General features: G+C 68.9%; 37 protein-coding genes. 32 read left to right on the top strand and 5 right to left on the bottom strand.

Annotated elements, in window-relative coordinates:
* From BMX65_RS22865 to BMX65_RS22850, 4 genes are all read right to left on the bottom strand, one after another.
* Positions 1 to 1,763: putative T7SS-secreted protein (locus BMX65_RS22865; RefSeq protein WP_244905676.1), on the bottom strand; the 1,763-nt coding region annotated here is incomplete at its 3' end.
* Complete coding sequence (locus BMX65_RS22860; protein WP_075002205.1) at positions 1,763 to 2,485, bottom strand: hypothetical protein; 723 nt, start codon at positions 2,483 to 2,485, stop codon at positions 1,763 to 1,765. The genes BMX65_RS22865 and BMX65_RS22860, both read right to left, overlap by 1 nt.
* A complete protein-coding gene (locus BMX65_RS22855; protein WP_075002204.1) occupies positions 2,485 to 2,886 on the bottom strand; it encodes an SseB family protein in 402 nt (133 codons plus the stop codon). The genes BMX65_RS22860 and BMX65_RS22855 overlap by 1 nt, the downstream gene beginning before the upstream one ends.
* A gap of 343 nt (positions 2,887 to 3,229) precedes the next feature.
* A complete protein-coding gene (locus BMX65_RS22850; RefSeq protein WP_075002203.1) occupies positions 3,230 to 3,739 on the bottom strand; it encodes an SRPBCC family protein in 510 nt (169 codons plus the stop codon).
* Between the two features lie 897 nt (positions 3,740 to 4,636).
* Here BMX65_RS22850 and rpsJ point away from each other — a divergent pair.
* From rpsJ to truA, 32 genes are all read left to right on the top strand, one after another.
* Positions 4,637 to 4,945 (top strand): 30S ribosomal protein S10, encoded by a 309-nt coding sequence (rpsJ, locus tag BMX65_RS22845; RefSeq protein ID WP_016909683.1) that lies wholly within the window; start codon positions 4,637 to 4,639, stop codon positions 4,943 to 4,945.
* Between the two features lie 14 nt (positions 4,946 to 4,959).
* Complete coding sequence (gene rplC, locus BMX65_RS22840) at positions 4,960 to 5,604, top strand: 50S ribosomal protein L3 (RefSeq protein ID WP_075002202.1); 645 nt, start codon at positions 4,960 to 4,962, stop codon at positions 5,602 to 5,604.
* A 7-nt stretch (positions 5,605 to 5,611) separates the two neighbouring features.
* Positions 5,612 to 6,259, top strand: a complete 648-nt coding sequence (gene rplD, locus BMX65_RS22835; RefSeq protein ID WP_075002201.1) for a 50S ribosomal protein L4 — start codon at positions 5,612 to 5,614, stop codon at positions 6,257 to 6,259.
* Complete coding sequence (gene rplW / locus BMX65_RS22830; RefSeq protein ID WP_075002200.1) at positions 6,259 to 6,681, top strand: 50S ribosomal protein L23; 423 nt, start codon at positions 6,259 to 6,261, stop codon at positions 6,679 to 6,681. Before rplD ends, rplW begins: the two co-directional genes overlap by 1 nt.
* Positions 6,682 to 6,728: 47 nt before the next feature.
* Positions 6,729 to 7,565 carry a 50S ribosomal protein L2 gene (gene rplB / locus BMX65_RS22825; RefSeq protein WP_075002199.1) on the top strand — a complete coding sequence of 279 codons (837 nt, stop codon included), beginning with the start codon at positions 6,729 to 6,731 and terminating at the stop codon, positions 7,563 to 7,565.
* A gap of 13 nt (positions 7,566 to 7,578) precedes the next feature.
* Entirely contained in the window at positions 7,579 to 7,860 is a 282-nt protein-coding gene (rpsS, locus tag BMX65_RS22820) for a 30S ribosomal protein S19 (protein WP_019354948.1), read from the top strand.
* A gap of 43 nt (positions 7,861 to 7,903) precedes the next feature.
* Positions 7,904 to 8,251 carry a 50S ribosomal protein L22 gene (gene rplV / locus BMX65_RS22815; RefSeq protein WP_075002198.1) on the top strand — a complete coding sequence of 116 codons (348 nt, stop codon included), beginning with the start codon at positions 7,904 to 7,906 and terminating at the stop codon, positions 8,249 to 8,251.
* On the top strand, positions 8,251 to 9,081 hold the full coding sequence (gene rpsC, locus BMX65_RS22810; RefSeq protein WP_075002197.1) for a 30S ribosomal protein S3: 831 nt from the start codon (positions 8,251 to 8,253) through the stop codon (positions 9,079 to 9,081). Before rplV ends, rpsC begins: the two co-directional genes overlap by 1 nt.
* A gap of 3 nt (positions 9,082 to 9,084) precedes the next feature.
* On the top strand, positions 9,085 to 9,504 hold the full coding sequence (gene rplP, locus BMX65_RS22805; RefSeq protein ID WP_019354945.1) for a 50S ribosomal protein L16: 420 nt from the start codon (positions 9,085 to 9,087) through the stop codon (positions 9,502 to 9,504).
* Positions 9,504 to 9,728, top strand: coding sequence for a 50S ribosomal protein L29 (gene rpmC / locus BMX65_RS22800; protein WP_016473420.1), 225 nt, complete (start codon positions 9,504 to 9,506; stop codon positions 9,726 to 9,728). The genes rplP and rpmC overlap by 1 nt, the downstream gene beginning before the upstream one ends.
* Positions 9,728 to 10,012, top strand: a complete 285-nt coding sequence (gene rpsQ, locus BMX65_RS22795; RefSeq protein ID WP_019354943.1) for a 30S ribosomal protein S17 — start codon at positions 9,728 to 9,730, stop codon at positions 10,010 to 10,012. The genes rpmC and rpsQ overlap by 1 nt, the downstream gene beginning before the upstream one ends.
* A gap of 124 nt (positions 10,013 to 10,136) precedes the next feature.
* Entirely contained in the window at positions 10,137 to 10,505 is a 369-nt protein-coding gene (gene rplN / locus BMX65_RS22790; protein ID WP_019354942.1) for a 50S ribosomal protein L14, read from the top strand.
* Positions 10,506 to 10,507: 2 nt separating this feature from the next.
* Positions 10,508 to 10,831, top strand: a complete 324-nt coding sequence (rplX, locus tag BMX65_RS22785; RefSeq protein ID WP_026004359.1) for a 50S ribosomal protein L24 — start codon at positions 10,508 to 10,510, stop codon at positions 10,829 to 10,831.
* Complete coding sequence (rplE, locus tag BMX65_RS22780; RefSeq protein ID WP_019354940.1) at positions 10,831 to 11,394, top strand: 50S ribosomal protein L5; 564 nt, start codon at positions 10,831 to 10,833, stop codon at positions 11,392 to 11,394. Before rplX ends, rplE begins: the two co-directional genes overlap by 1 nt.
* A 2-nt stretch (positions 11,395 to 11,396) precedes the next feature.
* Positions 11,397 to 11,582, top strand: coding sequence for a type Z 30S ribosomal protein S14 (locus BMX65_RS22775; RefSeq protein WP_019354939.1), 186 nt, complete (start codon positions 11,397 to 11,399; stop codon positions 11,580 to 11,582).
* Positions 11,583 to 11,788: 206 nt separating this feature from the next.
* Positions 11,789 to 12,187: a 30S ribosomal protein S8 gene (gene rpsH, locus BMX65_RS22765; protein ID WP_019354938.1), complete on the top strand. Its 399-nt coding sequence runs from the start codon at positions 11,789 to 11,791 to the stop codon at positions 12,185 to 12,187.
* Between the two features lie 23 nt (positions 12,188 to 12,210).
* Positions 12,211 to 12,750, top strand: coding sequence for a 50S ribosomal protein L6 (rplF, locus tag BMX65_RS22760; protein ID WP_019354937.1), 540 nt, complete (start codon positions 12,211 to 12,213; stop codon positions 12,748 to 12,750).
* A gap of 3 nt (positions 12,751 to 12,753) precedes the next feature.
* Entirely contained in the window at positions 12,754 to 13,137 is a 384-nt protein-coding gene (gene rplR, locus BMX65_RS22755) for a 50S ribosomal protein L18 (RefSeq protein ID WP_075002196.1), read from the top strand.
* A 43-nt stretch (positions 13,138 to 13,180) separates the two neighbouring features.
* The gene (rpsE, locus tag BMX65_RS22750; protein WP_075002195.1) at positions 13,181 to 13,783 is read left to right on the top strand and encodes a 30S ribosomal protein S5; all 603 of its coding nucleotides are present in this window, start codon (positions 13,181 to 13,183) and stop codon (positions 13,781 to 13,783) included.
* Positions 13,783 to 13,965 carry a 50S ribosomal protein L30 gene (gene rpmD, locus BMX65_RS22745; protein WP_019354934.1) on the top strand — a complete coding sequence of 61 codons (183 nt, stop codon included), beginning with the start codon at positions 13,783 to 13,785 and terminating at the stop codon, positions 13,963 to 13,965. The genes rpsE and rpmD overlap by 1 nt, the downstream gene beginning before the upstream one ends.
* Before the next feature lies 1 nt (position 13,966).
* On the top strand, positions 13,967 to 14,425 hold the full coding sequence (gene rplO / locus BMX65_RS22740; RefSeq protein WP_075002194.1) for a 50S ribosomal protein L15: 459 nt from the start codon (positions 13,967 to 13,969) through the stop codon (positions 14,423 to 14,425).
* 184 nt (positions 14,426 to 14,609) lie between these two features.
* Positions 14,610 to 15,923, top strand: coding sequence for a preprotein translocase subunit SecY (gene secY, locus BMX65_RS22735; protein ID WP_075002193.1), 1,314 nt, complete (start codon positions 14,610 to 14,612; stop codon positions 15,921 to 15,923).
* A complete protein-coding gene (locus BMX65_RS22730; RefSeq protein ID WP_075002192.1) occupies positions 15,923 to 16,573 on the top strand; it encodes an adenylate kinase in 651 nt (216 codons plus the stop codon). Before secY ends, BMX65_RS22730 begins: the two co-directional genes overlap by 1 nt.
* A 391-nt stretch (positions 16,574 to 16,964) precedes the next feature.
* Positions 16,965 to 17,801, top strand: coding sequence for a type I methionyl aminopeptidase (map, locus tag BMX65_RS22725; RefSeq protein ID WP_075002191.1), 837 nt, complete (start codon positions 16,965 to 16,967; stop codon positions 17,799 to 17,801).
* A 317-nt stretch (positions 17,802 to 18,118) separates the two neighbouring features.
* Positions 18,119 to 18,340, top strand: coding sequence for a translation initiation factor IF-1 (gene infA / locus BMX65_RS22720; protein ID WP_003948620.1), 222 nt, complete (start codon positions 18,119 to 18,121; stop codon positions 18,338 to 18,340).
* Between the two features lie 66 nt (positions 18,341 to 18,406).
* On the top strand, positions 18,407 to 18,520 hold the full coding sequence (rpmJ, locus tag BMX65_RS22715) for a 50S ribosomal protein L36 (RefSeq protein ID WP_003956441.1): 114 nt from the start codon (positions 18,407 to 18,409) through the stop codon (positions 18,518 to 18,520).
* Between the two features lie 174 nt (positions 18,521 to 18,694).
* On the top strand, positions 18,695 to 19,075 hold the full coding sequence (gene rpsM / locus BMX65_RS22710; RefSeq protein WP_019354929.1) for a 30S ribosomal protein S13: 381 nt from the start codon (positions 18,695 to 18,697) through the stop codon (positions 19,073 to 19,075).
* A 67-nt stretch (positions 19,076 to 19,142) separates the two neighbouring features.
* On the top strand, positions 19,143 to 19,547 hold the full coding sequence (gene rpsK, locus BMX65_RS22705; RefSeq protein ID WP_016473404.1) for a 30S ribosomal protein S11: 405 nt from the start codon (positions 19,143 to 19,145) through the stop codon (positions 19,545 to 19,547).
* Positions 19,548 to 19,572: 25 nt separating this feature from the next.
* Positions 19,573 to 20,199 carry a 30S ribosomal protein S4 gene (gene rpsD, locus BMX65_RS22700; protein WP_019354928.1) on the top strand — a complete coding sequence of 209 codons (627 nt, stop codon included), beginning with the start codon at positions 19,573 to 19,575 and terminating at the stop codon, positions 20,197 to 20,199.
* A 149-nt stretch (positions 20,200 to 20,348) separates the two neighbouring features.
* Entirely contained in the window at positions 20,349 to 21,371 is a 1,023-nt protein-coding gene (locus BMX65_RS22695) for a DNA-directed RNA polymerase subunit alpha (RefSeq protein ID WP_019354927.1), read from the top strand.
* 123 nt (positions 21,372 to 21,494) lie between these two features.
* On the top strand, positions 21,495 to 21,986 hold the full coding sequence (gene rplQ / locus BMX65_RS22690; protein ID WP_019354926.1) for a 50S ribosomal protein L17: 492 nt from the start codon (positions 21,495 to 21,497) through the stop codon (positions 21,984 to 21,986).
* 95 nt (positions 21,987 to 22,081) lie between these two features.
* On the top strand, positions 22,082 to 22,942 hold the full coding sequence (gene truA / locus BMX65_RS22685) for a tRNA pseudouridine(38-40) synthase TruA (RefSeq protein ID WP_075002190.1): 861 nt from the start codon (positions 22,082 to 22,084) through the stop codon (positions 22,940 to 22,942).
* A gap of 24 nt (positions 22,943 to 22,966) precedes the next feature.
* On the opposite strand, the gene BMX65_RS22680 is transcribed toward truA, so the two are convergent.
* Entirely contained in the window at positions 22,967 to 23,887 is a 921-nt protein-coding gene (locus BMX65_RS22680; RefSeq protein WP_177214328.1) for a hypothetical protein, read from the bottom strand.
* Positions 23,888 to 23,953: the final 66 nt, after the last annotated feature.

The following is a 23,953-nucleotide window of genomic DNA, read 5'->3' as shown; positions in this document are numbered from 1 at the left end:
AGGTTGTCGTAGACGTAGTCGTAGCGGCGGTCGTTGGTGTCGGTCCAGGACACCACGCGCTGTTCGTCGTCGTACTCGAAGCGCAGTGGCAGTCCGGAGGAGCCTGTGACGTCGGTCAGGTTGCCGTCGGTGTAGGCGTAGCGCAGCACCGTCGTGTCGGCGTCGGCCCCGGCGAGGGACAGCGCGGTCACGCGGTCGTCCTCGACCGTCAGCCGCACGGTGTAGCCGCCGCTGTGGACGAGGCGCAGGGGTGCGCCGGTCTGTTCGTCGTACTCGAAGGTGATGCTGTTGCTGTTGCGGTCGGTGATCTGCTCGATCCGGGCCGCGCCGTCCTCCGACGTGCCCCCTTGCGGCGGGGCGAAGTGCCGTACCCAGCCGGTGTCCGGGTCCGTCAGTGTGTATCCGCCGTCCGGGGTGCGCTCCAGCAGCATCCGGGCCGGTCCGGCCGACGGCAGGGTGGGGACGCCGGGAGCGGGGTGCGGGAAGGTGAGCAGGCGGCCGTCCTCGGCGACGAGGACGACGCCCTCCGGGTCGACCTCCAGCCGCTGGTCCACCGTGGAGCTCCACGACGGGCCGAACCAGCGGCCGAGGGTGTAGCCGGACTCGACGCGGCGGGCGAAGGTGAGCGGCAGGGTGCCCGGCAGGGACAGGTCCGTCTGCGGGAGGTACATCCTCCCGGTGGCCAGGTCCACCGGGTCGGTCCTGCCGGAGGGGGTCTCCTCGCCCTTGCGGGCGGCCTGGTGCGGACCCTTCTTCTCGACGGCCTTCCGCCCCGCCGACAGTTCCTTCGCCAGCTTCCCCGCGCGCCCGGCCTTCGTCGCCGCGCCCAGGCCCTTGGTGCCGAAGAGTTCGGGGATGAGGCGGCCGACCCCTTCGGAGGGGTCCTTCTTGAAGGTCTCCCACATCTGCTTGCCGGTGCCGACCGGGTCGTTGGCGGTGCGCACGATACCGGTGACGGTCGAGTTGAGCTGGGTGACGTACTCGGCGGGGTGGGTGATGTTGTAGGGGTCGACCGGGTTGATGCTGCGGACGAAGTTGTTGAGGCCGGCGACGCCCTTCACTACGCCGCCGACCAGATGTTCGCTGTCGAGCTGGAGCCCGGTGAAGCCGTCCCCGGCCTGGTCCCAGTAGTCCGGCTTGGGCGGGGCCGCGTCGCGGGCCTCCTTGACCTTCTTCTGTGCTTCGGCCGCGGCGGTGTTGCGCTGGGTGCGGGCCTCCTTGAGCTGCTCCTCGGCGTCCTTCTTCTTGTCGTTCTTGTACTTGGTGACCGCCTCGCCGGCTTGGCCCTGCGCCCACTCGACCGTGCCGGCGAAGGACTCCAGCGCCCCGACGGCCTTCTCGCAGGCGTGCGCGGCCTTGACCCACTTGGCGGGCTCCAGGCCCACCTTCTCCCAGAAGGCGTCGGCGGCCTTGCCCTTCAGCGTGCCCTTGTGCAGCCCCTTGAGACCCTTGGCGACGTTGTCGAACGCCGTCTTGAGGTTGCTGATGTGCTCGGCCGTCGAACGGATCTTGCTGGGGCTGCCGTAGATCAGCTTCTTGGGGTCCTCGGTCTCGTCCAACTGGAACTCGGCCGTCTCGGCGCCCATCGCGTTGGCTGCCGAGCGGGACTTGTCCCGCACCCAGTCGCCGCCGCTCTCCCAGCCGACGTCGTCCAGCCGGTCACCGGTCCAGTTGCCCGCGCCCTCGACGAAATCCCCCGCGCCCTCCGCGAGGTCCTCGGCCTTGTCCTCGACGCAGTCCGGTACGAAATCCCGCCAGCCCATCAGCCGTTGCCCCCGTCGGCTCCGCCGCTCCCGTCGGCTCCGCCGCTCCCGTCGGCTCCGCCGCCTCCACCGGGCTGCCCGCCCTGCTGCTGGGCCGCGCGCTCCTCGGGCGAGGGGCCGAACCACTCGTCCTGCTGGGCCTCGACCTGCTCGTCGCTGATGCCGGTGGCCTTCTGGACGACGTCCATGTACATCCCGCCGCGCCCCTTGGAGGACAGCTCGCGCCCGGTGTCCTGCCAGTCCTGTTTCATGTCCTGCCCGGCCTTGTCCCAGGACTCCTTGCTGTAGTCGGGGGCGTCCGGCGTGAGGATGTCGCCGTAGCCCTGCTTGACGACCTCCTCCTCGGTGGCGTGCGGGTTGCCGGTGTAGAGGGCGGAGTTCATGGCGATCTTGAGGGTGCCCGCCCGGTACTGGTCCTCCTCGTGCGCCATGCCCGCCGCGAGGCCGAGCTTCTTGGCGAGCGCGTTGGCGTTCTGCACCAGGGCGCGCACGCCCCACTCCCACCTCTCGCAGAAGTCCTCGAAGTCGACCGAGAGGCTGTAGTGGCCCATCTCCATGCCGGTCAGGGACAGTTCCTCGAAGCCGGCACCCTGCAGCGACGACGTCGCAGAGCTGCCCGACTCCTTCAGCTCATCGATGGCGCCCTTGAGTCCCTTCTCGACCAGATCGAGGGACTCCTTGTTCCAGTGGACGCCGTCGCTGCTCTTGCCGCCGTCCCCCATCAGACGTCCTCCCCGTCGTCCGGGCCCGGCACGGCCACCGCCTCCGGCACGATCCCCGGCGCGGGCGGGAAGAGCATCGAGCCGTCCTCGTCGGCGACGTTCACCGCCACGCCCGCCGGTCCGTTCTGCGCGGGGACGACGACGTCGAGCAGCCGGGCCCCGAGGATCGCCGCGTAGTCCCACGGCCGGTCGGTGGCCTCGCCGCGGGCGAGTGCGAAACGGGCCAGGGCCGCCTCGTCGGTGAAGGCGAAGATCCAGCGGACGCCGCCGTGCACCCCGGACATCACCTGGTCCTCGCCCACTGTCGGGACCAGCACCGCGGTGCGGCGGAACTCTCCCACCAGCGCCTCGGGGTCGCCGGTTCCCGCGCGCCGTGCCGCGATCTCCTCGGACAGTTCCATTCCGCCCCCTCGTGCTGCTGCTTCCCCTCGCGTCGCCTGCCGCCGCCCCCGACGACTGCCCCCGCACCGCGGCCGGTTCGGCCAGTCGGCCGGTCGGCCGGTCGGCCGGTCGGCCGGTCGCGGCCGGTCCGGTCGGTCCGGTCGGTCCGGTCGGTCCGACCGGTTCCGCGGGCGAGGCCAAGGGCCACGAGAGCCCCGGCAACCCCGGCAACCAAGTGAACAGACGCTCACGCACCGTTGCCTGGTTGCACACCCGCAGGCCGGGGTGGGGAAGCTGTGCCGCATCCCACAGCGCGCCCGGCGTGTTCACACCTTCGCCGGACGCGTTCCGGCGGGCCCGACGTCATGCCTCGGGCCGCTGCTCCAGTTCCCGCTTGAGGTTGCGCAGCGTCCGGTCGATGTTGCGGATCTGGAAGGCGGCGAAGGTGCTGCCTCCGGTGGCGATCCGGTCGAAGACCCCGGCCACCGGGTCCGGCCAGGAGCGCCGGTCGTCGGTCCAGGTCTCGGTCACCTTCGTACCGCCCTCGGAGCTGTGGAAGCGGTACTCCCAGGTCGCGATGGGGGACTTCAGCTTCGGGCGCCGCAGGCCGATGGCGTGCACCCGGAAGGCGAAGCGGCGGCCCGGGTCGGCCTCGGTGACCGTGCAGCGGGTGGTCCAGCGGAAGACGCCGCGCTTGTTGCGCCCCTCGAAGACGGTGCCCACCTCGGCGGGCTCGTCCCCGCCGGGCACGGTCGCCCCCAGGTTCTCCGGGCTCCAGCGGCCCATCCGGGCGGGCCGGCTGATCTGCTCGTACACGGCCTGCGGCGCCGCGTCGATCCGGATGCTGCGGGACACGGTGAATTCGCGGGGCATGGGCACTCCGTTCCTCGGCGGATGCCGGGGGCGCGGACCCGGTGCGGGCCGTTTCGTCGGTCCGGCTCGCGTCGGGCCGACCGGTTCCGCCGCATCTCCGCCGGCCCGACCGGATCGCGTCGGGCCGAGGGGTACGCGGCGGCCCGGTGCGCGGTGGCGCGGACCCGGCCGCGGACGGGGCTCCCGGCCCGCGTGACCCTACTTGCAGGTAGTCGTGCTGTCAGGGGTTCGCGGGAGTGCGGGCTGCCCACGCGGGGGAGTGCGGGCTGCCCACGAGGAGGCGGGCCGCCCGGAAGGAGGGCTGGTGCACCGAAGCGCAGACGGGCTCCGCGGGAGCGCCCCGGGGCGCGGGCCGGTAGTGAAGTACTGGGGCGTACGCCGGGCACCCGGTACGATCAAGGGGGCGCTCCGGATTCTCCGGAAGCCCCGGGTCCCCAGAAGGCCGCCCCAGCCCTCCGGATGTGTGGCACACCACTTGTGAGCTGCCCCTCATTCCGCGCCCAGGGGCCGGATGTGCTAGTGGCCCGATTGGCTACGGCTCTGGCCTCTGTGGCACACTGTCCAGGTTGCTCGGTTGAGTGCCGATGCTGCGCGCCTCCCGCCGGGAGGACCGGAAGCGAGTCCCAGGTATTCGTCGCCCCTCGTCAGGGGCGGAAGTACGGGAATCTTCCGGGAAGCGTAGGAGGGGCTTCCAACCAGGCACCCGGTGGGATTCCTCCCCCGGCTCCTTCCTCATGTGGATCGCGGACGGATCGCGTATGCGCCCGCGGAACCTCGGCGGAGTACTGCTGAGCAGAACTGCGAGAAGGATGCCGACACGCCCGACCGCGTGGGTCGAGTGAGGGCGGGAGCCCATGGGTTCCGGAGCGTTACGAGAGACAGGACTACGAAGTAGCCATGGCGGGACAGAAGATCCGCATCAGGCTCAAGGCCTACGACCACGAGGTCATCGACAACTCGGCGAAGAAGATCGTCGAGACGGTGACGCGTACTGGCGCGTCGGTCGCCGGCCCGGTGCCGCTGCCCACAGAGAAGAACGTGTACTGCGTCATCAAGTCGCCGCACAAGTACAAGGATGCGCGCGAGCACTTCGAGATGCGTACCCACAAGCGTCTGATCGACATCCTCGACCCGACTCCCAAGACCGTTGACTCGCTGATGCGCCTGGACCTCCCGGCCGGCGTCGACATCGAGATCAAGCTCTGAGGGGTGTCGTAGAGATGGCTAAGCAGATCAAGGGCGTCCTGGGCGAGAAGCTCGGCATGACCCAGGTCTGGGACGACAACAACCGCGTTGTCCCCGTGACCGTCGTCAAGGCCGGTCCGAACGTCGTGACCCAGGTCCGCACCGCAGACAGGGACGGCTACGAGGCCGTCCAGATCGCCTTCGGCGAGATCGACCCGCGCAAGGTGAACAAGCCCCTCAAGGGCCACTTCGCCAAGGCCGACGTCACCCCCCGCCGCCACCTGGTGGAACTCCGCACCTCCGACGCGTCCGAGTACACGCTCGGCCAGGAGCTGACCGCGGACACCTTCGAGGCCGGCATCAAGGTCGACGTCACCGGCAACTCCAAGGGCAAGGGCTTCGCCGGCGGCATGAAGCGCCATGGCTTCCGCGGCGGCAAGGCGTCCCACGGTGCGCACCGCATCCACCGCAAGCCGGGCGCCATCGGTGGCTGCGCCACCCCGGGCCGTGTCTTCAAGGGCACCCGCATGGCCGGCCGGATGGGCAACGAGCGGGTCACCACCCAGAACCTGACCGTCCACGCCGTTGACGCGGAGAAGGGCCTGCTGCTCATCAAGGGCGCAGTCCCCGGTCCGAACGGCGGCCTCGTCCTGGTCCGTACCGCGGCCAAGGGGGCTTGAGGAACCGATGAGCACCATTGACATCCTTTCGCCGGCCGGCGACAAGACCGGGACCGTCGAGCTCCCCGCGGAGATCTTCGACGTGCAGGTCAGCGTTCCGCTGATCCACCAGGTCGTCGTCGCCCAGCTGGCAGCGGCCCGCCAGGGCACGCACAAGACCAAGACCCGGGGCGAGGTCCGCGGCGGCGGCAAGAAGCCGTACCGCCAGAAGGGCACCGGCCGCGCCCGCCAGGGCTCGACCCGTGCGCCGCAGTTCGCCGGCGGTGGCGTCGTGCACGGCCCGGTGCCGCGCGACTACTCGCAGCGGACCCCGAAGAAGATGAAGGCCGCCGCGCTGCGTGGCGCCCTCTCCGACCGGGCCCGCCACGGCCGCGTCCACGCCGTCTCCGGTGTGGTCGAGGGCGAGATCTCGACCAAGGCCGCGAAGAACCTGTTCGGCCGGATCAGCGAGCGGAAGAACCTGCTGCTGGTCGCCGAGCGCTCCGACGAGGCCGCCTGGCTGTCCGCCCGCAACCTGCCCCAGGTGCACATCCTGGAGCCGGGCCAGCTCAACACCTACGACGTGCTCGTCTCGGACGACGTGGTCTTCACCCAGGCCGCGCTCGAGTCCTTCGTTGCTGGCCCGCAGGCCCACACCGAAGGGAGCGACGCCTGATGGCTACGCGACACCCGAGCATTGCCTCCAAGGCAGCGAAGGCCGCGAAGGCCGCCCGCGTCGCCAAGGCCGCCCGCCGGGCCGCCGACGGTCCGGGCCCGATCGCGCCGGCCGACCCGAGCAAGGTCTTCACCGACCCGCGTGACCTGCTGATCAAGCCGGTCGTCTCGGAGAAGAGCTACGCGCTGCTGGACGAGAACAAGTACACGTTCATCGTCGACCCGCGTGCGAACAAGACCCAGATCAAGCAGGCCGTCGAAGAGGTCTTCTCGGTCAAGGTCGCCGGGGTCAACACGATCAACCGCCAGGGCAAGCGCAAGCGCACCCGCACCGGTTACGGCAAGCGCGCGGACACCAAGCGCGCCATCGTGACCCTTGTCGAGGGCGACCGAATCGACATCTTCGGCGGCCCGGCCTCCTGACGGGGGCCAGGTCGTTCTGAAGTCCGGAATCTTCCGAGGACTGAGAAATGGGTATCCGCAAGTACAAGCCGACGACTCCGGGCCGTCGCGGCTCATCCGTCGCCGACTTCGTCGAGATCACGCGGTCCACGCCGGAGAAGTCGCTGGTCCGCCCGCTGCACAGCAAGGGCGGCCGTAACAACGCCGGTCGTGTGACTGCGCGCCACCAGGGTGGTGGCCACAAGCGCGCCTACCGCGTGATCGACTTCCGTCGGCACGACAAGGACGGCGTGCCGGCGAAGGTCGCGCACATCGAGTACGACCCGAACCGCACCGCGCGCATCGCGCTGCTGCACTACGCGGACGGCGAGAAGCGCTACATCCTCGCCCCGCGCGGCATCCAGCAGGGCGACCGCATCGAGAACGGCCAGGGCGCCGACATCAAGCCGGGCAACAACCTGCCGCTGCGCTTCATCCCCGTGGGTACGACGATCCACGCGATCGAGCTGCAGCCGGGCGGCGGCGCCAAGTTCGCCCGCTCGGCCGGTGCCTCGGTGCAGCTGCTGGCGAAGGAGGGCCGGATGGCCCACCTGCGTATGCCGTCCGGTGAGATCCGGCTGGTCGACGTCCGCTGCCGCGCCACCGTCGGCGAGGTCGGCAACGCCGAGCAGTCGAACATCAACTGGGGCAAGGCCGGCCGCATGCGCTGGAAGGGCGTCCGCCCGACCGTCCGCGGTGTGGTCATGAACCCGATCGACCACCCGCACGGTGGTGGTGAGGGTCGTACCTCCGGTGGCCGCCACCCGGTTTCGCCGTGGGGTCAGAAGGAGGGGCGTACGCGCTCGCCGAAGAAGGCCAGCAACAAGTACATCGTCCGCCGCCGCAAGACGAACAAGAAGCGCTAGGAGGCGGGTTTAGATGCCGCGCAGTCTCAAGAAGGGGCCCTTCGTCGACGACCACCTCGCCAAGAAGGTGGACGGCCAGAACGACGCGGGCACCAAGAACGTCATCAAGACCTGGTCTCGCCGCTCGATGATCGTCCCGGCCATGCTGGGCCACACGATCGCGGTGCACGACGGCCGCAAGCACGTCCCGGTGTTCGTCACCGAGTCGATGGTCGGCCACAAGCTCGGCGAGTTCGCGCCGACCCGCACCTTCCGCGGCCACGTGAAGGACGACCGCAAGTCGCGTCGTCGCTGAACGGCTGGGTGCGAAGACTATGACTGACACCGAAGGGACAACCATGGAAGCCAGGGCCTCAGCGCGCTACGTGCGCGTCACGCCCATGAAGGCCCGCCGGGTGGTGGACCTTGTTCGTGGCATGGACGCCACGGAGGCTCAGGCGGTCCTGCGTTTCGCCCCGCAGGCCGCGAGCGTGCCGGTCGGCAAGGTGCTGGACAGCGCCATCGCCAACGCCGCGCACAACTACGACCACACCGACGCCGACAGCCTCTACATCTCCGAGGCGTACGTCGACGAGGGCCCGACCCTGAAGCGGTTCCGGCCGCGCGCCCAGGGCCGCGCCTACCGGATCCGTAAGCGGACGAGCCACATCACCGTGGTCGTGAGCAGCAAGGAAGGAACCCGGTAATGGGCCAGAAGGTAAACCCGCACGGGTTCCGGCTCGGCGTCACCACCGACTTCAAGTCGCGCTGGTATGCCGACAAGCTCTACAAGGACTACGTCAAGGAAGACGTCTCGATCCGCCGCATGCTCACTCAGGGCATGGAGCGGGCGGGCATCTCCAAGGTGGAGATCGAGCGCACGCGTGACCGCGTCCGCGTCGACGTCCACACCGCCCGTCCGGGCATCGTCATCGGCCGCCGCGGCGCCGAGGCGGACCGGCTGCGCGGCAACCTGGAGAAGCTCACCGGCAAGCAGATCCAGTTCAACATCCTCGAGGTGAAGAACCCCGAGACGGACGCGCAGCTCGTCGCCCAGGCGGTCGCCGAGCAGCTCTCCTCCCGGGTCTCCTTCCGCCGCGCCATGCGCAAGAGCATGCAGACGGCGATGAAGGCCGGTGCCAAGGGCATCAAGATCCAGTGCGGCGGCCGTCTCGGCGGTGCCGAGATGTCGCGCTCGGAGTTCTACCGCGAGGGCCGGGTCCCGCTGCACACGCTGCGCGCCAACGTCGACTACGGCTTCTTCGAGGCCCGTACGACCTTCGGCCGCATCGGTGTGAAGGTGTGGATCTACAAGGGCGATGTCAAGAACATCTCCGAGGTGCGCGCCGAGAACGCCGCGGCCCGCGCGGGCAACCGCCCGTCGCGCGGCGGTGGCAACGACCGTCCCCGTGGTCGGGGCGGCGAGCGTCGCGGTCGCAAGCCGCAGCAGGGCCAGGGTTCGGCCGAGGCTCCCAAGACGGAGTCCGCGCCGGCCGGTGCCGCTGCCGAGCCGAGCGCTTCAGGAAAGGAGAGCTGACCCATGCTGATCCCGCGCAGGGTCAAGCACCGCAAGCAGCACCACCCGAAGCGCACGGGTATGGCCAAGGGCGGTACCGAGGTCGCGTTCGGTGAGTACGGCATCCAGGCTGTGACCGGTGCCTACGTGACGAACCGGCAGATCGAGGCCGCTCGTATCTCCATGACTCGTCACATCAAGCGTGGCGGCAAGGTGTGGATCAACATCTACCCCGACCGCCCGCTGACCAAGAAGCCCGCCGAGACCCGCATGGGTTCCGGTAAGGGTTCGCCCGAGTGGTGGATCGCGAACGTCAAGCCGGGGCGCGTGATGTTCGAGCTGTCCTACCCGAACGAGAAGATTGCTCGTGAGGCGCTCACCCGCGCTGCTCACAAGCTTCCGATGAAGTGCCGCATCGTGCGGCGCGAGGCAGGTGACGCGTGATGGCGGCCGGAACCAAGGCGTCCGAGCTGCGCGAGCTGGGCGACGAGGAGCTTGTCTCCAAGCTCCGCGAAGCCAAGGAAGAGCTGTTCAACCTCCGCTTCCAGGCGGCGACCGGGCAGCTCGAGAACCACGGCCGGCTCAAGGCCGTCCGCAAGGACATCGCCCGGATCTACACCCTGATGCGTGAGCGCGAGCTGGGCATCGAGACGGTGGAGAGCGCCTGATGAGCGAGACGAATGTGACTGAGACACAGCAGGAGCGCGGCTTCCGCAAGACCCGGCAGGGTCTTGTCGTCAGCGACAAGATGGACAAGACCGTCGTCGTCGCCGTCGAGGACCGCGTCACGCACGCCCTGTACGGCAAGGTCATCCGCCGTACCAACAAGCTCAAGGCGCACGACGAGCAGAACGCTGCCGGTGTCGGCGACCGCGTCCTCCTGATGGAGACCCGGCCGCTGTCCGCCACCAAGCGCTGGCGCATCGTCGAGATCCTCGAGAAGGCCAAGTAGGACCTCCCTTCTGGGGAGTCCCGGAGAAGCTGCCTGAGGGGGTACCCCCGCAGGTTCGTTCCGCCAGGCTCGGCAGGGATCGCGAGATCCCTGCCGGGAACCGGCAGACATACAGGAGATAGACGTGATCCAGCAGGAGTCCCGGCTTCGCGTCGCCGACAACACGGGTGCGAAGGAGATTCTCACCATCCGTGTGCTCGGCGGTTCGGGCCGGCGCTACGCGGGCATCGGTGACGTCGTCGTCGCTACCGTCAAGGACGCGATCCCGGGCGGGAACGTGAAGAAGGGCGACATCGTCAAGGCTGTCATCGTGCGCACCGTCAAGGAGCGCCGCCGCCCCGACGGCTCGTACATCCGGTTCGACGAGAACGCCGCCGTCATTCTCAAGAACGACGGCGACCCTCGCGGTACCCGCATCTTCGGCCCGGTCGGTCGTGAGCTGCGCGAGAAGAAGTTCATGAAGATCATCTCGCTCGCGCCGGAGGTGCTGTGACCATGAGGATCAAGAAGGGCGACCTGGTTCAGGTCATCACCGGCAAGGACAAGGGCAAGCAGGGCAAGGTCATCGTGGCCTACCCCCGCGAGGACCGCGTCCTGGTCGAGGGTGTCAACCGGGTCAAGAAGCACACCAAGGCCGGTCAGACGGCCCGCGGTTCGAAGACCGGCGGCATCGTGACGACCGAGGCCCCGATCCACGTCAGCAACGTTCAGCTGATCGTGGAAGCGGACGGCAAGAAGGTCGTGACCCGCGTCGGGTACCGCTTCGACGACGAAGGCAACAAGATCCGCGTTGCCAAGCGGACCGGTGAGGACATCTGATGACTGCCACCACCTCTGAGGCCCCCCGCCTCAAGCAGCGCTACCGCGCCGAGATCCAGGGCAAGCTGCAGGACGAGTTCGCCTACGACAACGTCATGCGGATCCCCGGGCTGACCAAGATCGTGGTCAACATGGGTGTGGGCGACGCCGCCCGCGACTCCAAGCTGATCGAGGGTGCCATCAAGGACCTCGCCACGATCACCGGCCAGAAGCCCGCCGTCACCAAGGCCCGGAAGTCCATCGCGCAGTTCAAGCTGCGTGAGGGCCAGCCGATCGGCGCCCACGTGACGCTGCGCGGCGACCGGATGTGGGAGTTCCTGGACCGCCTGCTGTCCCTCGCGCTGCCGCGCATCCGCGACTTCCGCGGACTGTCGCCCAAGCAGTTCGACGGCAGGGGCAACTACACCTTCGGTCTCACGGAGCAGGTCATGTTCCACGAGATCGACCAGGACAAGATCGACCGGGTCCGGGGCATGGACATCACCGTGGTCACCACGGCGACCACCGACGACGAGGGCCGCGCCCTGCTTCGTCACCTCGGCTTCCCGTTCAAGGAGAACTGACCATGGCGAAGAAGGCCCTGATCTCCAAGGCCGGCCGCAAGCCCAAGTTCGCGGTGCGTGCCTACACGCGCTGCCAGCGTTGCGGCCGTCCGCACTCCGTCTACCGCAAGTTCGGCCTGTGCCGCGTGTGCCTCCGCCAGATGGCGCACCGTGGCGAGCTGCCGGGCGTGACCAAGAGCTCCTGGTAATCCCGCCCATTCTGTCGCCCGAAAGGCGCCCCGCAGGGGCGGTCGGGCGACGGGCGGGCCAGGACTCTCGGTAAGCTGAAAAGTCGCTTACTACGCCGTAGGTCCCCCGCGACGCACCCGTCCCGTCGTCGGCCGCAAGGCCGGCGGACGGGGAGAGGGACGACGCAGACAGGGAAACCCCGGCGAGAGAGGCCGAAGGCCATCACATGACCATGACCGATCCCATCGCAGACATGCTGACGCGTCTGCGGAACGCGAACTCGGCGTACCACGACGCCGTCGAGATGCCGCACAGCAAGATCAAGTCGCACATCGCGGAGATCCTCCAGCAGGAGGGTTACATCACCGGCTGGAAGACCGAGGACGCCAAGGTCGGCAAGAACCTCGTTCTCGAGCTGAAGTTCGGCCCGAACCGCGAGCGCTCGATCGCCGGTATCAAGCGGATCTCCAAGCCGGGTCTGCGGGTCTACGCAAAGTCCACCAACCTGCCGAAGGTGCTCGGCGGCCTGGGCGTGGCGATCATCTCCACGTCGCACGGTCTGCTGACCGACAAGCAGGCTCAGAAGAAGGGCGTGGGTGGGGAAGTCCTCGCCTACGTCTGGTAACGGAAGGGAACGGAGGTAAAGCAATGTCGCGTATCGGCAAGCTCCCCATCCAGGTTCCCGCCGGTGTGGACGTCACCATCGATGGCCAGACGGTCGCGGTGAAGGGCCCCAAGGGCTCCCTCTCGCACACCGTTGCCGCGCCCATCGAGATCGCCAAGGGCGAGGACGGCGCGCTCGTCGTCACCCGTCCGAACGACGAGAGCCGGAACAGGGCCCTGCATGGCCTGTCCCGCACGCTGGTGGCGAACATGATCACTGGCGTGACCAACGGGTTCAGCAAGGACCTCGAGATCAGCGGTGTCGGCTACCGGGTCCAGGCCAAGGGCTCCGACCTGGAGTTCTCGCTGGGCTACAGCCACCCGATCCTGGTGGAGGCCCCCGAGGGGATCTCCTTCAAGGTCGAGTCCCCGACCAAGTTCACGGTCGAGGGCATCGACAAGCAGCGGGTCGGCGAGGTCTCCGCGAAGATCCGCAAGCTGCGCAAGCCCGACCCCTACAAGGCCAAGGGCGTGAAGTACGCGGGCGAGGTCATCCGCCGCAAGGTCGGAAAGGCTGGTAAGTAAGCCATGGCATACGGCGTGAAGATCGCCAAGGGCGACGCCTACAAGCGTTCCGCTGCCAAGCGCCGGCACATCCGCATCCGGAAGAAGGTCTCGGGCACGCCCGAGCGCCCCCGTCTGGTGGTGACCCGCACCAACCGCGGGATCACCGCACAGGTGATCGACGACCTCGCGGGCCACACGCTGGCCTCGGCGTCGCACCTGGACGGTTCGGTCCGCGGTGGCGAGGGCGACAAGAGCGCCCAGGCCCAGCAGGTCGGCGCACTGGTCGCCGAGCGTGCGAAGGCCGCGGGTGTCGAGGCTGTCGTGTTCGACCGCGGTGGCAACAAGTACGCAGGGCGGATTGCCGCTCTGGCCGACGCCGCCCGCGAGGCCGGGCTCAAGTTCTGAGCACGGTCCTGCAAGCGGACGTTAATCGAGAGAGGTAATTCCAATGGCTGGACCCCAGCGCCGCGGTGGCGGCGCCGGTGGCGGCGACCGGCGGGACCGTAAGGGCCGGGACGGCGGCGCCGCCGCCGAGAAGACTGCGTACGTTGAGCGCGTTGTCGCGATCAACCGTGTCGCCAAGGTTGTGAAGGGTGGTCGTCGCTTCAGCTTCACCGCGCTGGTCGTGGTGGGCGACGGTGACGGCACCGTGGGTGTCGGATACGGCAAGGCCAAGGAGGTGCCGGCCGCCATCGCCAAGGGTGTGGAGGAGGCCAAGAAGCACTTCTTCAAGGTCCCCCGCATCCAGGGCACCATTCCGCACCCGATCCAGGGTGAGGAGTCCGCGGGTGTCGTGCTGCTCAAGCCGGCTTCGCCCGGTACCGGTGTGATCGCCGGTGGCCCGGTGCGTGCCGTGCTGGAGTGCGCGGGCATCCACGACGTGCTCAGCAAGTCGCTCGGCTCGTCGAACCCGATCAACATCGTGCACGCCACGGTGGGTGCGCTCCGCGGGCTGCAGCGCCCGGAGGAGATCGCGGCCCGTCGCGGCCTGCCGCTGGAGGACGTGGCACCCGCCGCTCTGCTGCGGGCGCGTGCAGGGGTGAGCGCGTAATGGCTCGCCTGAAGATCACGCAGACGCGTTCCGTCATCGGGACCAAGCAGAACCACCGTGACACGCTGCGGACCCTGGGTCTCAAGCGCGTCAACGATGTGGCCGTCCGCGAGGCCAGCGACGTCGTTCGCGGGCAGGTGCACACCGTGCGCCACCTCGTGACGGTCGAGGAGGTCGACTGAGATGGCTGACTCCGAGAACCCGCTGAAGGTGCACAACCTCCGTCCGGCCCCGGGCGCCAAGACCGCCAAGACCCGCGTGGGTCGTGGTGAGGCGTCCAAGGGCAAGACCGCGGGCCGTGGCACCAAGGGCACCAAGGCCCGGTACCAGGTTCCGGAGCGCTTCGAGGGTGGGCAGATGCCGCTGGTCATGCGGCTGCCCAAGCTCAAGGGCTTCAACAACCCCGCCCACAAGCAGTTCCAGGTGGTGAACCTGGAGAAGCTGGCCGCGCTCTACCCGCAGGGTGGCGAGGTCACGGTGGCCGACCTGGTCGCCAAGGGCGCTGTGCGCAAGAACGAGCTGGTCAAGGTGCTCGGTGACGGCGACATCTCGGTGGCGCTGACGGTGACCGTCGACAAGGTCTCCGGCTCCGCCAAGGAGAAGATCACCGCCGCCGGCGGCACCGTCACCGAACTCCTCTGAGTTCGTTGACCAGGTGAACGACAGGCCGGGGATGTCCCAACGGGACATCCCCGGCTGGTTGTTTGCGTAGCTGGTCGTTTCTCGGTGGTGCACTGGCCGGTAAGGTGGCACCACGTTGATAACTGTCGATCCTCAAGACCGTCACCTCTCGCGCCAGTAGATCGCGGGGGGCGCAGGAGGCACCGTGCTCACCGCGTTCGCCCGGGCGTTCCAGACGCCCGACCTGCGCAAGAAGCTGCTCTTCACGCTCGGCATCATGGTGCTCTTCCGAATCGGAGCGCACGTTCCGGTGCCGGGCGTCAGCTACGAGAACGTCCAAGCCTGTATGGACGAGGCCAAGGGCGCGCAGGGCCTCTTCGGCCTGGTCAACATGTTCAGCGGTGGCGCGCTGCTGCAGATCACCATCTTCGCGCTCGGGATCATGCCGTACATCACGGCGAGCATCATCCTGCAGTTGCTGGTGGTGGTCATCCCCCGGCTGGAGGCTCTGAAGAAGGAGGGGCAGGCCGGACAGGCGAAGATCACGCAGTACACCCGTTATCTGACCGTTGCGCTCGCCATCCTCCAGGCCACCGGTCTGGTCGCCACCGCGCGCAGCGGCAGTCTCTTCCAGAGCTGCAGCGTCGCCAGCCAGATCATCCCCGACCAGTCGATCTTCAGCACCATCGTGATGGTCATCACGATGACCGCGGGTACCGGTCTGATCATGTGGCTGGGCGAGCTGATCACCGACCGCGGTATCGGCAACGGCATGTCGATCCTGATGTTCGTCTCCATCGCGGCCGGTTTCCCCGGCGCGCTGTGGGCCATCAAGAAGCAGGGCAAGCTGGCGGACGGCTGGATCGAGTTCGGTGCGGTCATCCTCTGCGGCCTGGCGATGGTCGCCCTGGTGGTCTTCGTCGAGCAGGCCCAGCGCCGTATTCCGGTGCAGTACGCGAAGCGCATGATCGGCCGGCGGAGCTACGGCGGGACCTCGACCTACATTCCGCTGAAGGTCAACCAGGCCGGTGTGATTCCCGTCATCTTCGGCTCGTCGCTGCTCTACATTCCCGCGCTGATCGTGCAGTTCAGCGGATCCCAGGCGGGCTGGGCGCAGTGGATCCAGGCGCACTTCGTGAAGGGTGACCACCCGCTTTACATCGCGACCTACTTCCTGCTGATCGTCTTCTTCGCCTTCTTCTACGTCGCCATCTCCTTCAACCCCGAAGAAGTTGCCGACAACATGAAGAAGTATGGTGGCTTCATCCCGGGAATCCGGGCTGGTCGTCCCACCGCGGAGTACCTGAGCTACGTGCTGAACCGGATCACGTGGCCCGGCTCTCTGTACCTGGGTCTGATCGCACTGGTGCCGACCGTCGCGCTGATCATGTTCAACGCCAACCAGAACTTCCCGTTCGGCGGAACGAGCATCCTGATCATCGTGGGCGTCGGTCTCGAGACCGTGAAGCAGATCGAGAGCCAGCTTCAGCAGCGCCATTACGAAGGGTTCCTCCGCTGATGCGTATCGTCCTGGTCGGGCCGCCTGGTGCAGGCAAGGGGACGCAGGCCGCGTTCCTCGCCAAGAACCTCGCGATCCCGCACATCGCCACCGGCGACCTCTTCCGCGCCAACATCAGCCAGGGCACTCCGCTCGGGCAGAAGGCGCAGGAGTACATGCGGGCCGGCCAGTTGGTCCCCGACGAGGTCACCATCGGGATGGCCAAGGGGCGCATGGAGGAGGAGGACGCCGCCGGCGGCTTCCTGCTCGACGGCTTCCCGCGGAACATCGCCCAGGCCCAGGCACTGGACGGCTACCTGGACGAGACCGGTCTGAAGCTGGACGCGGTCCTCGACCTGGAGGTCCCCGAGGACGAGGTCGTCAAGCGGATCGCCGGTCGGCGGATCTGCCGCAGCGACAGCAGCCACGTCTTCCACGTCGAGTACAGCCCCGCCAAGACCGAGGGCGTCTGCGACGTCTGCGGCGGTGAGCTCTACCAGCGCGAGGACGACCGCGAGGAGACCGTGCGCAAGCGGCTCGAGGTCTACCACAGCGAGACCGAGCCGATCATCGACCACTACAAGACGCAGGGGCTCGTGACCACGATCTCTGCGCTGGGTGCGGTCAGCGAGGTGACGGAGCGCGCGATGCAGGCGATCTCCGCGGAGTAGCAGGGCCGGGCGCCCGAGAGCGGCGCCCGGGAGCCCGGGGCGCGCGTGCCGCGCTTCCGCATCGGCCGTTGCGACGGGGCCGGACCAGGGGTCCGGCCCCGTCGGCTGTCTCCGGTCGCCCGGCGGTCCGCGGCGGCCCCTCCGGGACGGCGGTCGGTTCGTCGCGGTCCGCGGACGCGACCGGTCTGCCGGCCGCGACGGAGGCGGCGCCCATGCGGCCGCGGACCCGGGACGGACGGGGGCGGCCCGGTGGCGCCGGGCCGGGGGGGGCGGTGGCCGGGGACGGCGTTCCCGCCTCCGGACCGGGGCTGGCAGACTTGTGGGGGCAGTTTTCGTACAGGCAGCAGCAGCCGGCGGCGGGAGCCGTCGGCCAGGGAAGGCGGACGTCGGCATGGTCGAGATCAAGACCCCGGAGCAGATCGCGAAGATGCGCGAGGCGGGGCTGGTCGTCGCGGCCATGCACCGGGCGTGTGCCGAGGCCGCGGTGCCGGGTGCGACCACGAAGGACCTGGACGAGGTCGCGGCGAAGGTGCTGGCCGACCACGGTGCGAAGCCGAACTTCCTCGGGTACGGCGGCTTCCCCGGGAACATCTGCACCTCGGTGAACGAGGTCGTGGTGCACGGCATCCCCAGCAAGGAGACCGTTCTCAAGGCCGGTGACCTGCTGTCCATCGACGCGGGCGCGATCATCGACGGCTGGCACGGGGACGCCGCGCTGACCGTCTTCGTCGGCGAGGGCCACTCGGCGGAGCTGCGCGAGCTCAGCCGGGTGACCGAGGAGTCGATGTGGGCCGGGATCGCCGCGATGCGCAAGGGCAACCGGCTGGTCGACATCTCCAAGGCGATCGAGAGCTACATCCGGCGGCAGCCGCGCCCGGCGAGCGGCAAGTACGGGATCATCGAGGACTACGGCGGCCACGGGATCGGCTCGCAGATGCACATGGACCCGCACCTGCTGAACTACGTCGAGCGGCGCCGCGGCCGGGGACCGAAGCTGGTGCCCGGGATGTGCCTGGCCATCGAGCCGATGGTGAGCCTGGGCACAGCCCGTACGCATGTGCTGTCGGACGACTGGACGGTCAAGACGAACGACGGCACCTGGTCCTCCCACTGGGAGCACTCGATCGCCCTCACCGAGCAGGGGCCGCTGGTGCTGACGGCGCCGGACGGCGGCCGCGCCAAGCTGGCCGAGCTCGGGATCGAGGCCGCGCCGGACCCGCTGGGCTGAGCGCCCGGCCGGTGCTGCGCCGGACCGCCCCCGCTGCGCGGTCCGGCCCCTTCCCTTCCCGGCGGGCCCGGTTCCCTTCCCGGCGGGCCCGGCTCTCCGTCGCGGGCCCCGGCCCCGGAACCAGCCGGGACCGTCCGGGTGAATCGCCCCGGATCGGCGCTCGGCGGATTAAGCTGCCCGCGCCGCGGGGAGACTCCCCGATTCGTCTATTCGGGAGCGGTGTCGTAGACTGGCTCGTCGGCCCAGGTGTACCCGTTTGCCACTCGGAGAGCCAGGGCCTCCCAGGTAGCCGATCCCGGAAGGTGAAGCGCTCAAGCATGGCCAAAAAACAAGGGGCCATCGAGATCGAGGGCACCGTCGTCGAGTCTCTCCCGAACGCGATGTTCAAGGTTGAGCTCCAGAACGGGCACCAGGTCCTCGCGCACATCAGCGGCAAGATGCGGATGCACTACATCCGTATCCTTCCCGACGACCGGGTCGTGGTGGAGCTGTCTCCCTACGACCTGACGCGCGGACGGATCGTCTACCGCTACAAGTAGATCGACAGATCGTGCCGGCTTCCCCGCTCCCGTGGGGAGAAGGCCAGACCCGGAGAACCTCACACCATGAAGGTCAAGCCGAGCGTCAAGAAGATCTGCGACAAGTGCAAGGTGATCCGCCGCCACGGGCGGGTCATGGTCATTTGTGACAACCTGCGCCACAAGCAGCGCCAGGGCTGACTAGACGACCTGCCTTTCGCAGTTCCTTCGCGCGACGCGAGCAACAGTTGCATGAGCAGGACCCGGCATCGCACGCGGTGTCGACACCCCCGGTCGGAGGCCGGGGACCTGTCCTCCAGAGGACGGGAGTGGGACTGCTTCAGACCTCCGACGAAATCATCAGGAGCCACATCCATGGCACGCCTCGCTGGCGTCGACCTCCCGCGCGAGAAGCGCGTCGAGGTCGCCCTCACCTACGTCTTCGGCATCGGCCGCACCCTTGCCCAGCAGACCCTGCGCGAGACCGGGGTCAGCCCGGACACCCGCGTCCGGGACCTGGACGAGGAGGAGATGGTCAAGCTCCGCGAATACGTGGACAACAACCTCCAGGTCGAGGGTGACCTCCGCCGTGAGATCCAGGCCGACATCCGCCGCAAGGTGGAGATCGGCTGCTACGAGGGCCTGCGCCACCGGCGCGGTCTCCCGGTCCACGGTCAGCGCACGAAGACCAACGCCCGCACCCGTAAGGGCCCGCGTCGCGCCATCGCCGGCAAGAAGAAGCCGGGCAAGAAGTAGTCCGCACCGGACACGCTGCAAGCGGTCCGCGTAGTAGGACCGACCACCTCACGGGAGTTATCTCTATATGCCTCCGAAGGGCCGTACGGCCGGCGCCAAGAAGGTGCGCCGCAAGGAGAAGAAGAACGTTGCCCACGGGCACGCTCACATCAAGAGCACGTTCAACAACACCATCGTTTCGATCACCGACCCGACCGGCAACGTGATCTCCTGGGCTTCCGCCGGCCACGTCGGCTTCAAGGGCTCGCGCAAGTCGACGCCGTTCGCCGCGCAGATGGCCGCCGAGAACGCGGCGCGCCGCGCGCAGGAGCACGGCATGCGGAAGGTGGACGTCTTCGTCAAGGGTCCCGGCTCCGGCCGTGAGACTGCGATCCGCTCCCTCCAGGCCACCGGCCTCGAGGTCGGCTCGATCCAGGACGTCACCCCCACCCCGCACAACGGCTGCCGCCCGCCGAAGCGTCGCCGGGTCTGAGAACTGAAGTAGGAGATCACCACACATGGCGCGTTACACCGGGGCCGACTGCAAGCGTTGCCGTCGGGAGAAGCAGAAGCTCTTCCTCAAGGGAGCGAAGTGCGAGAGCGCGAAGTGCCCGATCGAGATCCGTCCTTACCCCCCGGGTGAGCACGGGCGCGGGCGCACCAAGGACTCCGAGTACCTGCTGCAGAAGCGCGAGAAGCAGAAGGCCGCCCGTATCTACGGCGTGCTGGAGAAGCAGTTCCGCGGGTACTTCAACGAGGCCAACCGACAGCAGGGCAAGACGGGTGAGAACCTGCTGCGGATTCTCGAGACCCGTCTGGACAATGTCGTGTACCGGGCCGGCTTCGCCAAGTCCCGCGACCACGCCCGCCAGCTCGTCAAGCACGGCCACATCGCGCTGAACGGTCGCAAGACCGACATCCCCTCGGCGCGGGTCTCCGTCAACGACATCGTCGAGGTCCGTCCGTCCTCCCGTAACCTCACCCCCTTCCAGGTGGCGGCTGCGGAGGCCGGCGAGAAGACCGTTCCGGCGTGGCTGGAGTCCATTCCGGCGAAGATGCGGATCCTCGTCCACTCGATGCCCGAGCGCCAGGTGATCGACACCCAGGTGCAGGAGCAGCTCATCGTCGAGCTGTACTCGAAGTAGCCGAGGCGGCTGATCGTCGAGCGTGCCCGGGTCCTCCGGGCTCGCTCACACGGGTGCGGGGCGGTTCCGGCCGGTTTCGGCCGGACCGCCCGTACCCTTGCAGTACCGGCATCAAATAGCGGTTGCCGAAAACTGGAGGAAAACATCTCATGCTGATCGCTCAGCGCCCTTCCCTGACCGAAGAGGTCGTCGACGAGTTCCGCTCCCGGTTCGTGATCGAGCCGCTGGAGCCGGGCTTCGGCTACACCCTCGGTAACTCCCTGCGTCGTACGCTCCTCTCCTCGATCCCCGGTGCTGCCGTGACCAGCATCCGGATCGACGGTGTCCTGCACGAGTTCTCGACCGTGCCGGGCGTCAAGGAGGACGTCACCGACCTCATCCTCAACATCAAGTCCCTCGTCGTCTCCTCCGAGCACGACGAGCCGGTCGTGATGTACCTGCGCAAGCAGGGCCCGGGCCTGGTCACCGCCGCGGACATCGCGCCGCCGGCCGGTGTCGAGGTGCACAACCCGGACCTGGTCCTCGCCACGCTGAACGGCAAGGGCAAGCTGGAGATGGAGCTGACCGTCGAGCGCGGCCGCGGCTACGTCTCCGCCGTGCAGAACAAGCAGGTGGGCCAGGAGATCGGCCGGATCCCGGTCGACTCCATCTACTCGCCCGTCCTCAAGGTCACCTACAAGGTCGAGGCGACCCGAGTCGAGCAGCGCACCGACTTCGACAAGCTGATCGTCGACGTCGAGACCAAGCAGGCCATGCGGCCCCGCGACGCCATGGCGTCCGCGGGCAAGACGCTGGTCGAGCTGTTCGGCCTGGCCCGCGAGCTCAACGTCGACGCCGAGGGCATCGACATGGGCCCGTCGCCGACGGACGCCGCGCTCGCGGCCGACCTGGCGCTGCCGATCGAGGAGCTGGAGCTGACGGTCCGCTCCTACAACTGCCTCAAGCGCGAGGGCATCCACTCGGTGGGCGAGCTGGTGGCCCGCTCCGAGGCCGACCTGCTGGACATCCGTAACTTCGGTGCCAAGTCCATCGACGAGGTCAAGGCGAAGCTGGCCGGGATGGGCCTGGCCCTCAAGGACAGCCCGCCCGGATTCGACCCGACCGCCGCCGCCGACGCCTTCGGCGCCGACGACGACGCGGACGCCGGGTTCGTCGAGACCGAGCAGTACTGAGCGACTGCTGACCGGCGGGGGCTCCGTCCGGAGCCCCCGTGAACCCTCCCCGGTACCTCGTACGGCCGGGACTGCCTCCGGTGCCTGACACGGCCGGTGCAGTGACAACGAAGGAGAGACACCATGCCGAAGCCCTCCAAGGGTCCCCGTCTGGGCGGCAGCGCCGCGCACCAGAAGGCGATGCTGGGCAACCTGGCGACCGCGCTGTTCGAGCACGGCCGCATCACGACGACCGAGGCGAAGGCCCGCCGCCTGCGTCCGGTCGCCGAGCGCCTGATCACCAAGGCCAAGAAGGGCGACCTGCACAACCGTCGCCAGGTCATGCGCACCGTCCTGGACAAGAGCGTCGTCCACACGCTCTTCACCGAGATCGGTCCCCGGTACGAGAACCGTCCCGGTGGCTACACCCGCATCACCAAGATCGGCCCCCGTCGCGGCGACAACGCCCCGATGGCGGTCATCGAGCTGGTGGAGCCGCTGACCGTGCAGCAGGCCGCGGTGGGCGAGGCCGAGGCCGCGACCAAGCGCTCCGCCAAGGACGCCGCCGGTGACGAGGCCGTCGCCGACATGAAGAAGGAGTCGGCCGACGCCGAGGGCGAGTCCAAGGACGCCTGAGCACCGCACGGCTGACGTACGAGTGGGCCCGTTCCCCTGCCGGGGGGCGGGCCCACTCGTCGTATCCGGCCCGGGCCGGATGAGAGGATCGGGCCGTGACGAACGACCTGGTGCGAGTGCGGCTGGATGTGTCCTACGACGGACGTGAGTTCTCCGGATGGGCCCGGCAGCACGGCCGGCGCACGGTCCAGGGCGAGATCGAGGACGCGCTGCGGGTCGTCCTGCGGCGGGACGAGACCCCGGAGCTGACCGTCGCCGGGCGCACCGACGCGGGCGTGCACGCCAGAGGGCAGGTCGCGCACGTCGACCTGCCCGCCGAGGTGTGGGCCGAGCACGGCACGCAGTTGCTGCGCCGGCTGGCGGGCCGGCTCCCGATGGACGTCCGGGTCCGCGGCGTCGGCGAGGCGCCGCCGCACTTCGACGCCCGGTTCTCGGCCGTCTGGCGGCGCTACGCCTACCGGGTCACCGACCATCCCGGGGGCGCCGATCCGCTGCTGCGCGGCCATGTGCTCTGGCACAACTGGCCGCTGGACCTGGACGCCATGAACGAGGCGGCCCGCGGGCTGCTGGGGGAGCACGACTTCGCGGCGTACTGCAAGAAGCGCGAGGGCGCGACGACCATCCGCACGCTTCAGGAACTGGCGTGGGTCCGCCGCCCGGACGGGGTGCTGGAGGCGACCGTGCGGGCCGACGCGTTCTGCCACAACATGGTGCGCGCCCTGGTGGGCGCCATGCTCTTCGTGGGCGACGGCCACCGTCCCCCCGAGTGGCCCGCGCAGGTGCTGGCCGCGGGCGTGCGGGACTCCGCCGTTCATGTGGTGCGCCCGCACGGGCTCACTCTGGAGGAGGTCGGCTACCCGGCGGACTCGGAGCTGGCGGCCCGCAATCTGGCCTCCCGCAACAAGCGCACCCTCCCCCCGCTGCCGGGCCGCGGCGCCGCCGCGGGCTGCTGCTGACGGTGCGGCGGGGGGCTCCGGTGACTAGTCCGATCCGGGGGACTTCTCCGGCTCCGGGGACTTCGCCGCGGCGGCCGACTGGTCCTTGCCGCGTTTGAGGACTCGCGCGTAGGCGTAGTTGGAGCCGTCGAGGGCGGCCTGCTGGGCCTTCTTGTCGTCCGCTCCGGAGGCTTGGCCGTCGGTGCGGCCGGCGATGGTGAAGTACGCGTACCGGCCCAGCGAGTTGGCCGTGGTGCGGCAGGTGACCGTACGGCAGAAGTCGGGGACGCCGCCGCCGGGGAGGGCGACCAGGTTGGGCTGGTACTGCTTCTTGACCTTCTCGGCGGTGGCGGCGTCCTTGAAGACGGCGATCCCCACGGTGACGGCGATGCCGTCGTGGGTGTAGGTGGCGCGGAAGAGGGCGGTGCAGTTGTTGCGGGTCAGCACCGGGCCCAGCCCCGCGTGCGCGGCCGCCGCGCAGTTCTTGCTGGAGTCGGTCTTGGTCAGCTTGTAGGGATGGTCGTTGATGGTGACGCGGCGGGTGGGGTAGAGCGTCTTGGCGCTCAGCGGGGCCTTGTCCCGGGAGGCGTCCGAGATGAAGTCCCGCGGCGGTGCCGGGGGCGGCGGCTCGTCCTTGAACGTCGGCTGCGGGTCCTTGTCGTCCGGCGGGACGCTGGAGGAGGGCGGCAGACTGTCCGAGGGCTTGTCGGCGGCCTGCGAGCCGTTCTCGTTGACGACGGCCACCGCGACGATGCCCGCCACGGCAGCGGTGGCCAGGGCTCCGCCGCCCGCCATCAGCCAGCGCCGCCGCCGGGTGCGGCTGCGCTCGGCCTGCTCCGCGAGTGCCGCCCAGTCGGGGGCCGATCCGCCGAGGTGCCCGGAGTTCTGATCGCCGGGGCCGCCGCCCCAGTGCCCGTCGGGTCCGCCTTGGGAACCCCACGGAGGTCCCCCCTGCCCAAAGCTCATGACCGCATCCTATTGCGCGTGATATTCGCTTGGATCGGGCGTCGTCGGACCGTGACAATCGGGTTC

The organism is Streptomyces qinglanensis (assembly GCF_900111245.1).
Lineage (GTDB): Bacteria > Actinomycetota > Actinomycetes > Streptomycetales > Streptomycetaceae > Streptomyces > Streptomyces qinglanensis.
Note: the sequence above shows the minus strand (reverse complement) of the source record. Positions and strands in the feature narration are given on the sequence as shown.